General features: G+C 54.6%; 9 protein-coding genes and 4 pseudogenes. 6 read left to right on the forward strand and 7 right to left on the reverse strand.

All coding sequences use genetic code 11. From position 1 onward, the window contains the following. Positions 1–52: 52 nt before the first annotated feature. Positions 53–640 (reverse strand): MFS transporter, encoded by a 588-nt coding sequence (locus tag TKWG_RS25320; RefSeq protein ID WP_238534206.1) that lies wholly within the window; start codon positions 638–640, stop codon positions 53–55. Positions 641–860: 220 nt separating this feature from the next. Then, complete coding sequence (locus TKWG_RS25325) at positions 861–1,580, reverse strand: MFS transporter (protein WP_238534207.1); 720 nt, start codon at positions 1,578–1,580, stop codon at positions 861–863. Between the two features lie 102 nt (positions 1,581–1,682). Between TKWG_RS25325 and TKWG_RS25330 the strand changes: the two genes are divergently transcribed. Continuing rightward, on the forward strand, positions 1,683–2,033 hold the full coding sequence (locus TKWG_RS25330; RefSeq protein WP_238534208.1) for a helix-turn-helix domain-containing protein: 351 nt from the start codon (positions 1,683–1,685) through the stop codon (positions 2,031–2,033). Beyond that, the gene (locus tag TKWG_RS25335; RefSeq protein WP_238534209.1) at positions 2,033–2,485 is read left to right on the forward strand and encodes an MmyB family transcriptional regulator; all 453 of its coding nucleotides are present in this window, start codon (positions 2,033–2,035) and stop codon (positions 2,483–2,485) included. Before TKWG_RS25330 ends, TKWG_RS25335 begins: the two co-directional genes overlap by 1 nt. Before the next feature lie 226 nt (positions 2,486–2,711). Here the strand turns inward: TKWG_RS25335 and TKWG_RS16120 are convergent. The 4 genes and pseudogenes from TKWG_RS16120 to prpC form a co-directional block, all read right to left on the reverse strand. Next, positions 2,712–3,571 (reverse strand): annotated as a pseudogene (locus TKWG_RS16120) (isocitrate lyase/PEP mutase family protein). 56 nt (positions 3,572–3,627) lie between these two features. Then, positions 3,628–4,817: pseudogene (prpF, locus tag TKWG_RS16125) on the reverse strand (2-methylaconitate cis-trans isomerase PrpF). 17 nt (positions 4,818–4,834) lie between these two features. After that, positions 4,835–7,438 (reverse strand): Fe/S-dependent 2-methylisocitrate dehydratase AcnD, encoded by a 2,604-nt coding sequence (gene acnD, locus TKWG_RS16130; protein ID WP_014751860.1) that lies wholly within the window; start codon positions 7,436–7,438, stop codon positions 4,835–4,837. A gap of 5 nt (positions 7,439–7,443) precedes the next feature. Next, positions 7,444–8,598: a bifunctional 2-methylcitrate synthase/citrate synthase gene (gene prpC, locus TKWG_RS16135; RefSeq protein ID WP_014751861.1), complete on the reverse strand. Its 1,155-nt coding sequence runs from the start codon at positions 8,596–8,598 to the stop codon at positions 7,444–7,446. A 173-nt stretch (positions 8,599–8,771) separates the two neighbouring features. On the opposite strand from prpC, the pseudogene TKWG_RS16140 reads away from it, so the two are divergent. From TKWG_RS16140 to TKWG_RS16150, 3 genes and pseudogenes are all read left to right on the forward strand, one after another. Continuing rightward, positions 8,772–10,228: pseudogene (locus TKWG_RS16140) on the forward strand (short-chain fatty acyl-CoA regulator family protein). Between the two features lie 122 nt (positions 10,229–10,350). Further along, on the forward strand, positions 10,351–11,319 hold the full coding sequence (locus TKWG_RS16145; RefSeq protein ID WP_014751864.1) for a tripartite tricarboxylate transporter substrate binding protein: 969 nt from the start codon (positions 10,351–10,353) through the stop codon (positions 11,317–11,319). 443 nt (positions 11,320–11,762) lie between these two features. Further along, the gene (locus tag TKWG_RS16150; RefSeq protein WP_014751865.1) at positions 11,763–12,722 is read left to right on the forward strand and encodes a Bug family tripartite tricarboxylate transporter substrate binding protein; all 960 of its coding nucleotides are present in this window, start codon (positions 11,763–11,765) and stop codon (positions 12,720–12,722) included. Positions 12,723–12,999: 277 nt separating this feature from the next. Here the strand turns inward: TKWG_RS16150 and TKWG_RS16155 are convergent, their stop codons facing one another. Further along, the gene (locus tag TKWG_RS16155; RefSeq protein WP_014751866.1) at positions 13,000–13,707 is read right to left on the reverse strand and encodes an SDR family oxidoreductase; all 708 of its coding nucleotides are present in this window, start codon (positions 13,705–13,707) and stop codon (positions 13,000–13,002) included. Between the two features lie 110 nt (positions 13,708–13,817). Here TKWG_RS16155 and TKWG_RS27265 point away from each other — a divergent pair. Next, positions 13,818–14,725, forward strand: a pseudogene (locus TKWG_RS27265) (LysR substrate-binding domain-containing protein). Positions 14,726–14,735 lie beyond the last annotated feature (10 nt).

Raw genomic sequence — 14,735 nt, forward strand, 5'->3', positions numbered from 1 at the left:
TACCGCCATGGCCTCGTTCAAATACCGACCGTCGCAAGTTCAGACCGGCAAGTCACAAACTCACCGCAACATGCCGCAATTTGATCGCAGCCAATACCGCCAGGCAGGCAATGCCGACCGCGCTCACGGCTGCGGCAACATTGAATCCCGCCATGAAAGCCGCCTGCGCCTGTTCAAGCAAACCCGCAGGCAAGGCATGAGCCACCGATATACTTGCTGCCAGGCTATCGGACACCGCAAGCTGGATACTGGCGGAGGCCGTCGCGGGGACCTGATCGGTCATGTAACTTCGATAGACAGCAGTCGCAATACTGCCCAGTATGGCGATGCCCACGGCCAGACCCAGCTCCTGTACCGTCTCGGACATGGCCGATGCCGACCCTGCCTTGTCAGGCGGTGCTGCACTCACAACCATTTCTGTGCCGAGCGCGGCGATGGTGCCCAGGCCGAGATAGACCAGCGAAAATGCCGCGGTAACCAGGATATTGCCTGGCGATGACGAGTCCAGTTGCGTCAGCATTAGGTAACCCATCACCGACAACGCCAGCGCTCCCGCGATCACATATCCAGGGCGAATCCGCCGTGCCAGTAACGGCGCGGCAATACCGGCAATCAACATGGCAAGCGCCGGCGGCCCCATCCACAAGCCGGCAGACAATGGCGATAAGCCACAACCAACTGCAAGTACTGGGTGACCAGCAGCATTGTTCCGCCCACTCCCGTCAAGCCGACAAGCAACACCATCAAGGCGACACAAAATGCCTGACTGGAAAACAAAGCCAGATCAAGTAAGGGATGGGTCAAGCGGCGCTGGCGCCGGACAAATAAACACATGAATACCAATCCCACTGCGACGGTCGCTAAAGCAACGATATCGACCCCATCCTTGGAGATATGCTTGATGCCGTAAACGATAGGCAATATGGCAAACAACGATAATATGACGCTGACGATATCCAGACGCCCTGCTGTGGTGAGCGATACTCCGGCAGGAGAAACGGCGCGGCAACCAGCAACAGCCCGACAAACGGGACTGCCACCAGGAATGCGGTCCCCCATCCGTAATAGTGCAGCAGCGCCCCGCCCACCACGGGCCCGGCCGCCATGCCCAGGGCAAACATGGTTGCCCATACCCCGATGGCCAGTGCGCGCTGATGCGGCTGGCAGAACATATTGCTGATCAGCGCCAGCGTGGATGGCATCAAAGTCGCACCGGCGATGCCAAGCAATACACGTGCGGCAATCAGCATTGCAGCACTGGTGGAATACGCCGCCATCACCGAAGCTGCCGCAAACGCGGCAGCACCGACCATCAATAGCTTGCGCCGTCCGGCTCTATCGCCCAGCGTTCCCATTGAAACCAGAAGACCTGCGATCATAAAGCCATAGGCATCAATGATCCACAGCATCTGCGTACTCGTCGGACGCAGATCGACAGCCAGCGCCGGCAATAGCAAATGCAATAGCGTCAGGTCAAGCCCAAGCAGGATCGTAGGCGCAGCCAATAGCGCGAGACCGGCCCACTCGCGAACACCGGCAGTGTTGTCCAAGCAGCTAGAGACTTCATTTATTGCCATCATTCATTGCTCCAGGTTGATTTGTCGATTGCAGAAATGCCATTTTCAGCGCAAAATCATCCCATTACAATTTAAGCAAATATCCTATTACTATTGACAATAGCCATGATTGAGCGAAGCCTGCGTCGTACCAAGAACGAGTTATCCGAATTTCTGATCCACCACAGGAATAAGCTGACGCCCGCCGACGTTGGCCTGCCAGCCGGCGGGCGACGCAGAACGCCGGGTTTGCGCCGAGAAGAAGTGGCCGCGCTGGCCGGAGTGGGACTCACCTGGTACACCTGGTTTGAGCAGGGGCGCGACATTCAGGTATCGGAGGCATTCCTGCTAAGTGTGGCCCGCACGCTAAAGCTTGGCGACAGTGAATGCAGCCATCTATTTCTTCTTGCGCATAAGCGACCACCACCACCCGAAGCGCATCATGGGCTTGCGGTCTCGCCCTGGTCCAGCAGTTAATGGACGATCTGACAACAAGGCCCGCTTACGTGGTTAACCTCAGTTGGCATGTCATTGCCTGGAATAGTGCCGCCAATGATTTATTCGGCTTCAGCACGCGGGAATATGAGAGAAGAAACATACTGCGTATTGTCTTTGCCGATCCGGATATGCGATGGCGTTTTGGTGCCTGGCGTGAAGACGCACCAAAGCTGGTGGCGCAGTTTCGCTACGATTTGGCTACCGCGCCAGACGATCTCGCGATGCTGGCTTTGGTCGAGACACTTACGCAGGTCTCGCCGGATTTTCGGCGCTGGTGGAAAAACGCTGATAGTGAACCGCCGCGGCGCGCCATGCGATCTTTCATGACGGCCAGCAACACGCGCCAGGATTTCAATCATGAAACACTGGTGGTAGACGAACACAGACATTTAAAAATGGTGGTCTGCTTTGCTGAACAAACGCCGTGCTGATAGATGCCACGGCGAGCCGCTGATGCCGGGCAATAGCGCTGGTGCCTTAACAACATCAGGTGCGCAATGCGAAATCACGCTCAACCGACCCGGGTACGCGTGGCGCGATCCGTGCCCATTGAACATGACCAACGTTTTTAACGCATCACTAATGAAGACGGGGCTGCAGCTGCAACCCCTCTCGGCCTTGGAACGACGCAAGGCAATTGAACACGAGCCTGTCTGATCAGCTGTAGCGACTTTCCAGCTCGTCCCATTCAGGCTTGCCAACCAGGCGTTGACGTTCGGAAAAAGACGCCACCAGCCCGCTGGATTCCTGCACTTCTTTTTCGTCGCGCAGCACCGTCAGTGTTTTCTGCATGCCGGCGACGGCGCCCTGCAGGGCCGCGTTGGCATACAGCACAATGCCATAGCCCAATTCGCCAAGCTGATCGGCATTGAAAATAGGCGTACGGCCCCCGATTACCATGTTCATGAGCTGGGGCTTCGCAAGACGCTGCGGAAGCGCACGCACTTGTTCTGCTTCGGTCACTGCTTCCACAAACAGAATGTCAGCACCCGCTTCGGCGAACTTCTGGGCGCGCTCGATCGCTGCCTCAAAACCATGTGTGGCTGCCGCATCGGTACGGGCCATGATCAGGAAGTCCGGATCCTGGCGCGCATCAACCGCCGCCTTGATCTTGCTGACCGCCTCTTCGGTAGAGATCACCTCTTTACCTGCAAAATGGCCACAGCGCTTGGGCGCGATCTGGTCTTCCAACTGGATACAGTCGGCGCCGGCACGCTCCAGCACTCTTACTGTGTGGCGAACGTTCAATGCGTTGCCAAAGCCTGTATCAGCATCGACGATCAATGGCACATCTACCGCGTCACGGATCCTTGCGGTGTGATCGGCAATCTCGTGCAAACCCATGAACCCCTGGTCCGGCATGCCAAACCACATGTTGGTTACGCCCGCGCCTGTTACGTAGATGGCTTTAAAGCAAGATCGGCGATGACTTTGGCAGACAAGGCATTGAATGCGCCTGGAACGATAATGCCGCGGCGAGCTTCGACGAGTGATCTGAGTTGCTTTCTTGTCGACATGCTGTAAATCCTTTTTTATCTTAAGATATTAAAAATGAAATGTTCTTGTACACTTTTCAAAGTGTATCTGCTGGAATCCGGACATAGCCTTCCATTAACACGCGGGCGCTGCGACTCATGAGCACTTTTTTTACTGTCCATTGCCCTGCCTGTTCAATGGCTTGCGCCCCGACCCGCAACGTGCCCGATGGATGACCGAAAGTCACGGACTCGCGCTCGCTCCCGCCAGCAGCCAGATTGACCAGCGTGCCAGGAATAGCCGCTGCCGTACCAATAGCCACTGCAGCGGTGCCCATCATGGCATGATGCAATTTGCCCATGGAGAGCGCCCGTACGACCAGATCAATGCTCTCGGCTGCAACCTGCTTGCCGCTGGATGCCGTGTAGTCGGCAGGCTGGCCCACAAACGCCACCTTGGGCGTGTGCTGGCGGCGTTCAGCTTCCTGGATATTTGCGATGAGCCCCATGCGCAGCGCACCATGCGCGCGTATGGTTTCAAACATGGTCAGCACCTTGGCATCGCTGTTGATCGCATCCTGCAGCTCCGTGCCGGTAAAGCCGATATCCTGGGCATTCACGAATACGGTAGGAATACCGGCGTTGATCATGGTGGCCTTTAACTTGCCGAAACCGGGCACGTCCAGCTCATCAACCAGATTGCCGGTTGGGAACATGGCGCCTGCTGCACCCTCTTCGTCTGCGGCCGGGTCCACAAATTCGAGCTGCACTTCGGCTGCGGGAAAGGTCACCCCATCCAGTTCAAAGTCGCCCGTCTCCTGCACCTGGCCATTGGTGATGGGCACATGCGACACGATAGTCTTGCCGATATTGGCCTGCCATATGCGCACGGTGGCAACGCCATTTTGCGGGATGCGGTCAGCATCAATCAATCCATTGCTGATGGCATACGGTCCCACGGCGGCCGACAGGTTTCCGCAGTTGCCGCTCCAGTCGATGAACGGTTTATCAATGGAGACCTGGCCAAACAGATAATCTACATCATGCCCGGCGCGCTCGCTTTTGGACAGGATGACTACCTTGCTGGTGCTGGATGTGGCGCCGCCCATACCGTCGGTATGCTTGCCATAAGGATCCGGCTGCCGATGACGCGCAGCAGTAGCGCGTCACGTGCCGCGCCCGGTGTCTGCGCAACTTCGGGCAGATCATTCAGCCGAAAAAACACCCCCTTGCTGGTGCCGCCACGCATATAGGTCGCGGCAATTTTCATCTGTGATGCGTGCGTCATTACTTGTTCCCTATCTGTCATAGTGCCTGACTGGCGGCGGGCGATTCAATAAAGTCCTGCGCAAAGCGTTGCAAAACGCCGCCGGCCTCATAGATGGACACTTCTTCGGCCGTGTCCAGGCGGCAGGTCACCGGCACTTCCAGGCGTTCCCCGTTTTTGCGAAGTATCACAAGTGTGAGTGTAGATCTTGGTTCAGGCGTTCCCACCACATCGTAGGTTTCCGTGCCGTCAATATTAAGCGTCTGGCGATTAACGCCAGGTTTGAATTCAAGCGGCAATACGCCCATACTCACCAGATTGGTGCGATGGATGCGCTCAAAACCTTCTGCAACAATGGCCTCTACGCCCGCAAGACGTACACCCTTGGCTGCCCAGTCCCGCGAAGAGCCCTGGCCATAGTCTGCCCCGGCCACGATAATCAGTGGCTGCTTGCGTTCCATATAGGTTTCGATGGCCTCCCACATGCGCACAACCTTGCCCTCCGGCTCAACGCGAGCCAGGGAACCTTGCTTGATGACGCCGTTTTCCTGCACCATTTCATTGAGCAGCTTGGGATTGGCGAAAGTGGCACGCTGTGCAGTCAGGTGATCGCCCCGGTGCGTCGCGTAAGAGTTAAAGTCCTCTTGCGGCAGGCCCATTTTATCCAGATATTCCCCTGCTGCACTGTTGAGCAGGATGGCGTTGGAAGGAGACAAGTGATCTGTGGTGATGTTGTCTCCCAGCACCGCCAGCGCACGCATGCCCTTGAGCGTGCGCTCGCCTGCCAGCGCGCCTTCCCAGTAGGGTGGACAGCGAATGTAGGTACTTTGCGCTCGCCAGTCATACAAAGGGTTAACCGATTTGCCATCATCAACGCTGACCGCAAACATCGGTTCGTATACGCTGCGAAATTGCTCTGGCTTAACACTGCTGGCAACAATGGCGTCGATCTCCTGGTCACTGGGCCAGATATCTTTAAGCGTCACCGGCTGACCGTTCTGGTCCGTGCCCAGTACATCTTTCTCTATGTCGAAACGAATTGTGCCGGCGATAGCGTAAGCCACGACCAGCGGCGGCGACGCCAGGAAAGCCTGCTTGGCGTAGGGATGGATACGGCCGTCGAAATTGCGGTTGCCCGAAAGAACAGCAGTGGCATACAGATCGCGATCAATAATTTCCTGCTGGATTACCGGATCCAGCGCACCACTCATACCGTTACAGGTGGTACAGGCAAAGGCCACAATACCAAAACCCAGCTTCTCCAGTTCGGGCAGCAAATTGGCCTCTTCCAGATATAACTGGACCGCCTTGGAGCCCGGCGCCAGCGAAGATTTGACCCACGGCTTACGCAGCAGGCCACGCGCATTGGCATTGCGCGCCAGCAGCCCGGCCGCAATCACGTTGCGCGGGTTGCTCGTGTTGGTGCAACTGGTGATGGCGGCAATGATGACCGCCCCATCGGGCATGAGGCCGGGCTCATTTTCAACCACACCTGAAATACCCGCGCTGGCCAGCTCAGAAGTCGACACACGACGGTGCGGATTGGATGGACCGGCAATATTGCGCACCACAGATGACAAATCGAATCTCAATACGCGCTCGTACCGGGCTGTTTTCAGACTATCGGCCCACAGGCCAGCCTGTTTGGCGTATGTTTCCACCAGCCGGACCTGTTCATCGTCCCGACCCGTCAGCTTCAGGTAATCAATCGTTTGCTGATCAATATAAAACATCGCCGCGGTGGCGCCATACTCAGGCGTCATATTTGAAATCGTCGCGCGATCACCCAGCGTCAGGCGGGCCGCCCCTTCACCATAAAACTCCAGGTACGACGAGACCACTTTCTGGCTGCGCAAAAATTCGGTCAACGCCAGCACCAGGTCGGTGGCAGTAATGCCAGGCTGCAGTTGCCCGGTAAGTTCCACGCCGATAATGTCAGGCAAACGCATCCAGGACGCACGCCCCAGCATCACGCTTTCGGCCTCCAGGCCGCCCACGCCAATGGCGATCACGCCCAGCGCATCAACGTGCGGCGTATGGCTGTCAGTACCGACCAAGGTATCAGGAAAAGCAATGCCATCACGACTGTGAATAACCGGCGACATCCGCTCCAGATTGATCTGGTGCATGATACCGTTGCCTGGCGGAATAACGTCGACATTCTTGAATGCTTTCTTGGTCCAATTGATAAAATGAAAGCGGTCATCGTTGCGGCGATCTTCAACGGCCCGATTCTTGGCAAATGCGTCCTTGTCAAAACCGGCATACTCAACGGCCAGGGAATGGTCTACGATCAATTGGGTGGGAACCACCGGATTGATCTGGGCGGGATCGCCACCTTGCTTGGCGATGGCCTCGCGCAATCCGGCCAGATCCACGAGCGCGGTCTGGCCCAGGATATCGTGACACACCACGCGCGCAGGAAACCACGGAAAATCCAGGTCGCGCTTTCGTTCAATCAGTTGCCGCAGTGAATCGGTCAGCGTCGCAGGGTCGCAACGGCGCACCAGATTTTCGGCAAATACACGGGACGTATACGGTAAAGTATCGTAGGCATTGGGCTCAATGGCATCGACCGCAGAGCGCGCGTCAAAATAATCCAGGCCGGTGCCGGGCAATGGCTTGCGGTTTTCAGTATTCATAGGTATTAGCGTTTGTCCAGCGGGATAAAGGTCTGATCTTCCGGACCATTATAGTTGGCCGTCGGACGAATAATCTTGTTGTCGATACGTTGTTCGATAATGTGAGCCGCCCAGCCCGCTGTGCGTGCGATAACGAACAGCGGTGTAAACATGGCGGTGGGCACACCCATCATGTGATATGACACGGCCGAGAACCAGTCCAGATTGGGAAACATTTTCTTGATGTCCCACATGACGCTTTCCAGACGTTCAGCAATGTCGAACATCTTCATGTTCTGCTGCGTTGCAGACAGTTTGCGCGCAACGTCCTTGATCACCTTATTGCGCGGGTCGGAAATAGTATATACGGGGTGGCCAAAGCCGATGATCACCTCTTTGTTTTCCACCCGGCGGCGAATATCGGCTTCGGCATCATCCGGGGTTTCATAGCGTTTTTGCACTTCAAAGGCAACTTCATTGGCGCCACCGTGCTTGGGGCCGCGCAGCGCGCCAATCCCGCCGGTAATCGCCGAATAGATATCCGATCCCGTACCGGCAATCACGCGGCAGGTAAATGTGGACGCATTGAATTCGTGTTCAGCGTATAAGTTCAGCGAGGTGTGCATGGCATGCACCCACTCATCGGAGGGTTTCTCGCCATGCAGCAAGTGCAGGAAATGCCCGCCAATACTGTCATCGTTAGTCTCTACGTCTATGCACCGGCCGTTATGACTGTAGTGGTACCAGTACAGCAGGGCCGAGCCCAGACTGGCCATCAGGCGATCGGCAATGTCGCGTGCGTCCGGCAGATTGTGATCGTCCTTTTCAGGCAGCACGCACCCCAGTACCGATACCGCCGTGCGCATGACGTCCATGGGATGGCTGGACGCCGGCAAAGCCTCCAGCGCATGCTGCAATTGAGCCGGCAGGCCACGCAAGCGGCGCAGCTTCAATTTATAAGATGCCAGTTCTGCCTTATTGGGCAGTTTTCCATGAATGAGCAGATGGGCCACTTCCTCGAATTCACAGGCCTGCGCAATATCCAGAATATCGTAGCCGCGGTAGTGCAGATCGTTACCGCTGCGGCCGACGGTGCATAGCGCGGTATTACCGGCCACCACGCCGGACAGCGCGACGGATTTCTTTGGTTTAAAGCCCTTTGCTTCGGATGCTTGAGTCATGGTATCCCCCTCTTCTGTGCAATACAAATATCGTGTAACAATCAAGATTTGCAGTTTACGCAAAACTACTGACAATTGCATCAACAAGAAGGCGAATCTTGGTAAACTCCTGATTGCATAATTGCGAATTTTGCGAATATAACAGACAGTCTGCACTTATAAGATCGGACACAATGCGAAAAATATTCATGGGCGTACGGCTACGCCGGCTACGCGAAGAGCGAAAACTCACTCAGATCGGGCTGGCGCGCATGCTGGGCCTGTCAGCCAGTTACCTGAATCAGATCGAACAGAACCAGCGGCCATTGACCATGTCGGTCCTGTTACGCCTGAGCGAAGTGTTCAATATGGACGTAAACACTTTTTCAGACGACGAACAGACGCGCATGGTGGCCGCACTGCGCGAGGTTGGAGCTACCCTGCCGGCGTCGGCGCTGGGCGGACACGAAGCGGCACGAATATCACAAGCGGAAATGCAGGAGATCGCAACGAATATGCCCGCCGTAGGCCGGGTTTTGATTGATCTGCATCGACGTCACCGCGAAGCGGTGGACCGGCTGGAAGCCATGGCGGAAAAGATGACCTACAAGGATCCCGAAGATCCTGCAGACGCGCTGATGATACAGACACAACCCTACGAGGAAGCGCGCGATTTTTTCTTTACCCATCACAACCATTTCTCGGAGCTCGACGCCCACGCCGAGCAGTGCCATACCGCCTGGGGGCTGTCCGACATAGCCCCGCCGGGCCTGGCAGACCGGCTGGAACAACGTTTACGCGAACATCACGGCGTCAGTGTAGATACCTTGCCCGCAGAAAAGGGCTTGCAGCGTGCTTACAACCCGGCATTGCGCCAGCTTAGTCTGCCGCCGCATATCACGCCCGGGCAGCGCGCCTTTCAGATGGGAACACAACTGGCATTTCTGGAACTGGACAGTATGCTGGAGCGCATGGTGGACGTGCCCGATTTTCCAGTCAGGCTGTACGCAAATTAGTACGCCTGGGTCTGGCCAACTACTTTGCCGCAGCGCTTATCCTGCCCTACAGGCAGTTCCTGGCGTCTGCCGAACAATTGCAATACGACATTGACCTGTTGGGCCAACGCTTTGGCGTCAGCTTCGAGACAGTCTGCCATCGCCTGAGCACCATGCAGCGACCCGATGCAACCGGCGTGCCGTTTTTCTTCATCCGGGTCGACCGCGCCGGCAACATTTCAAAGCGCCAGTCTGCGGCTCACTTTCATTTCTCGCGTGTCGGCGGGGCCTGTCCTTTATGGAACGTATACGAGGCCTTCTCCAGTCCCGGCAGGATTCTCAGGCAACTGGCCCGCATGCCGGACGGGCGCGTTTACCTGTGGATCGCACGTACGGTATGTCACCAGACCGGCGGGTTCGGGCAACCCTCAAAAGACTTCGCTGTGGCGCTGGGATGCGATGTAAAGCATGCACATCGACTTGTATATGCAAAAGGACTGGATTTCAGCAATCCGGATATTCCGACACCCATCGGCATGGGATGCCGGGTATGCGAGCGGCCGCAATGCGCACAACGTGCATTTCCCTATATTGGCCGGGAGCTGGATGTGAATGAAAACGTCAGCAGCGTGTCTCCCTACCCCATGAACAACTAAAAAAATTCCGGTACGCAGAACGCATTAAAGCCCGTTATGTGTTTGAAATTATTACGTTTATAATTGCCATTTACTCGTATCTGCGGGCAGCTCGTGCCTGCATTAATAACCAAAGGCAACGAATGAAGAATCTGTTCAGTCCAATAAAATTTATAAACATCGCGCTCCTGGCGATCGCCCCCTGTCTTGCTCATGCAGCTGGCAACTATCCAGACAAACCTATCAGCATCGTGGTCCCCTATGCCGCAGGCGGTTCTACGGATTTGATCGGACGCGCGCTGGGTGAAAGCATGGGGCGCTACCTGAAACAGACAATTGTCATCGAAAACAAGCCGGGCGCGGCAGGCTCCATGGGCGCCCAGGAAATGGTCCGCACCCGCCCCGATGGCTACAAGCTGACACTGGCGCCGCACGGCATTTTCAGGCAACCTTATCTGCAAAAAACCCGCTACGATCCGATCAAGGACCTGACCTATATTGCATCGTTTTCAACCTATGACTTTGCTCTTGTCGTGGACGCCAAATCACCCATTAAAACCGTCAAGGAATTTGTCGACTATGCCAAGCAGCATCCCGACGAGATCAGTGTCGGCACACCCGGGCGCTTTACCGGAAACCAGATGGTCATGGTAGAGCTGGGCAATGCGACCGGCGCCAAATTAACGCACGTCCCATACAAGGGCGATGCCGAAGCAATCACGGCACTGCTGGGCGGCCATATCAAAGCGGCCATCACCACCAATAGCATCCTGCCCTATATGGAAGCGGGTACCGCCCGTGTTCTGGCAGTCGCTTCCAAGCAAAGGTTGAAAGCGTTTGACGGCGTACCCACATTCACTGAAGCCGGTTATCCCGTCGTTATTCCCTCCCCGTTGGGGCTGGCTGGGCCCAAAGGCTTGCCTGCCGAGATCGTGGAAAAACTGGATGCAGCGGTTGCTGCAGCCGTTAAGGATCCGGTATTTTTGAAAGCCATCGCCGCTTACGGCATCCAGACTTATTACATGAATCATAAGGAATATGCCGAGTTCGCAGCAAAAACGTTTGCCGAGGAAAAAGATATTGTCGGCAAAATGAACGAAGACAATAAGTGAACGATACAAGCGTGATTGACTTGCGGCATTGACGCCGCCTTTGACCGCACTCGATATCTCGCCCTGGCTTTGCCGGGGCTTTTTCTTACCGGTGTATCCCGATGGGGCTTAAAACCAGGTTCTATATTTCATAGGGAAACCATCCCGGTGGGTCGGCTCGATGCTGTAAATGTCGATGCTGATCGCCTGTTTCCTGATATCTGAAATGGGCCGTTCACCCGCACAGCCAGCCTGCACGAACGACATTACTGGGGATTGTCAGGCCACGAATCGGCCAGTCTGTTCCGCTGTGCAAAAGCCGTGCTTAGCCATTCTTGGCCCTTTTCGAATTAATGTTGCATTTCACGCAGAATCGCCTGCTTTGCTAGTGAAATCCCTCGTTATCTTTTATTGAATTTTTGGTATTCTAAAAAGCATTAAACCTAACCAAGGATAAAACAATAATGAAAAAGACAGGGACATATCTGTTCATCACTTCCATGCTTGCTGCACTTGCTGCGCCCGTTACCGCGCAAGCGGCATGGCCGGAAAAACCAATCACAGTCATTGTCCCCTACACACCGGGTGGCGCAACTGATACCGTCAGCCGGGTGATCATGCAAAAACTGTCCGAGAGACTGAAGCAACCCATCGTCATTGAAAACAAGCCTGGCGCAAACGGCACGATCGGCACTGGCCAGGCCGCAAGGGCAAAACCGGACGGCTACACATTTGTTACCGTACTGGCGGCCCATTCGATCAATCCACACCTGTATAAACTTAGCTATAGTGATGACGATTTCGTTCCGGTTTCGCATATGGCCGACCTGCCGCTATTTCTGTTCATCAACAATTCCATTCCGGCAAATAACCTGAAAGAACTGGTCGAATATGGCAAGACAAATCGGCTCACCTACGCGTCAAGCGGCATCGGATCCAGCGCGCATCTGACTGGCGCGCATTTTGCGCAAGTAGCGGGCATTCAAATGACGCACGTCCCATACAAAGGCAGCGCACCTATTTTGTCCGATCTGCTGGCCGGCCGGGTGTCCATGGTCTTTGACCCGATCTTAGTTCCTATGGCATACGCAAAACAGGGCAAGCTCAAAGCGCTGGCAATTACCTCGGCAAAACGCTGGGAAGACGAACAAAATATCCCGACCATGCAAGAGGCAGGATATAAGGGCTTTATCATGAAATCCTGGGCATCGCTGATGGCGCCAAAAGGTACGCCGCAGGAAATCGTAGACACCATGTCCAAAAATCTGATTGAGGTTGCAAAAGATCCTGAAGTGAAGGAAAAATTCAAGGCTGCCGGGTTTGTTCCCGTTGGCAGCACGCCCGCTGAGCTGGCTCAATTGATTAAATCAGATTCGTCGTTTTACGAAAAAATTATCAAGGAAAATGATATTTCGGTGAACTGAATCCTGGGTCCCTGAATTTTACTGTTTCTCAACACAGTCGCGCAAAATGCAGCCGCTCATAAGCCTGCGGAAAATCCAGCGAGTTCAACACGAGACTGGCACACTGCCAGTCTCATCATAGAAAAGGCATTTACATTTGAAATACACAAATGGGTTGGCTGGCATATATGTGCGCGCAAACAATGATTAAAGATTGCAGGGAAACTGGGCTGAGCGAGCATATCCGACAGTTCCGGGTAAAACGCCAAACCATCTGACTATAGCAATCGGATCAGATCTAGGAAATAGAACGAGTCAGCCCACCATCGACACGGATATTCTGCCCTGTCAGGTACCCGGCACCATCTGAAGCCAGAAAGGCAATGGTTGCGGCCACTTCCTCGCTGCGGCCATACCGTTGCATCGGGACCGCCTGCCGCCGCTCCTCTACCTCGGGCAAACTGTCTATCCAGCCTGGCAGAACATTGTTCATGCGCACATTGTCAGCGGCCAACTGATCGGCAAAGAGTTTTGTAAATGAGGCCAGTCCTGCACGAAAAATGGCTGACGTAGGGAACATGGCTGCCGGCTCGAACGCCCAGGCAGAGGATATATTGATGATCGAACCGGACTTTTGCGCCTGCATGATGGGCGCCACCAGCCTGGTTGCCCGGACAACATTCATGAAATACACGTCCATGCCCTCATGCCACTGTTCATCTGTCATTTCCAGTATAGGACCACGGGGTCCATGCCCAGCACTATTGACCAGCACGTCAATACGGTTCCATTTTTTTACTGTTTCTTCGACAAGACGCCTGATGTCTTCATTCGACTGGTTTGAGCCAGTGAGGCCAATCCCGCCCAATTCATTGGCCAATGCTTCACCTTTGCCAGAAGAGGACAGGATAGCGATTTTATATCCATCGCGGCTCAGGCGCCGGGCCGCCGCTGCGCCCATACCACTGCCTCCACCCATAACAATTGCAACTTTTTCTACAGTCATTTAAACGCTCCGTGATTATGCAGTAAGATAAATACTTATATAGAGAATATCATCTTCCGGATCTGGCATTGAGCACTTAAATTTAAAATTGCCTGTAGAAAATCTATTGTATGCATGACAAAACAAAACCACTTCCTTCGTTAAATGGCCTGCGGATATTCGAATCCGTTTCCAGGCACCTGAATTTCCGTCTTGCCGCCGAAGAATTGGGAGTCACCCAAAGCGCGGTGGCGCAACAGATCCGAAAACTGGAAACCGAGCTTGGTATCAAACTCTTTGATCGATTATCTCGTTCGCTACAATTGACCAGCGAAGGAAGAACCTATATTGCCGGTATCAGCCGCGCATTTGACATCATCACCGAGGCAACGCTGCAAATAAAGCCCGAGCCAAGACGAATCACGCTCAGTGTCACACCTACGTTCGCTTCCAAATGGCTAATCCCCCGCCTGCCCAACTTTCTTGCAAGAAACCCGTCGCTGGACCTGCAGATCGTTGCTACTGAACGGATATCTAACTTTCACCTGGACAAAGTGGATCTTGCCATCAGGTACGGCAACCCCCATTTGGACCGGGACTACATACAGAACTTTTATACCAGCAAAACATTATTGCCGTTTGCAGTCCCAGCCTGCTATCCAGAATGGGCAGACCAACGAGCGCCGATGACCTGAAGCAGTTTCTTTTATTGGGCGACACTCACAATTTCTGGCCCGAGTTTATACAGTCAGTGATTGGATCGACATCGGTGCCTTCGAACATTGGCATTAAATTCAATCAAACCGCACACGCCATAGAAGCAGCCATTGCCGGCCAGGGCATTGCACTGACCAACAGTTTTTTCGTTGAGCAGGACATAAAGGAAGGCAGGCTGACCCGACTCTACGAAGGGTCTCTGCGAGGCAAATCGGACTTTTATATCGTCGCCCCCAGACATCGGTGGGATGGGTCAACCAAAATCGTTGGACAATGGCTCCTGAGTTTTAAAAATGGTGATGTGCGGCAATGTGAACAATGATCGTTGCAAC

This window comes from Advenella kashmirensis WT001 (assembly GCF_000219915.2).
In the GTDB taxonomy this organism is placed as follows: Bacteria; Pseudomonadota; Gammaproteobacteria; order Burkholderiales; family Burkholderiaceae_B; genus Advenella; species Advenella kashmirensis.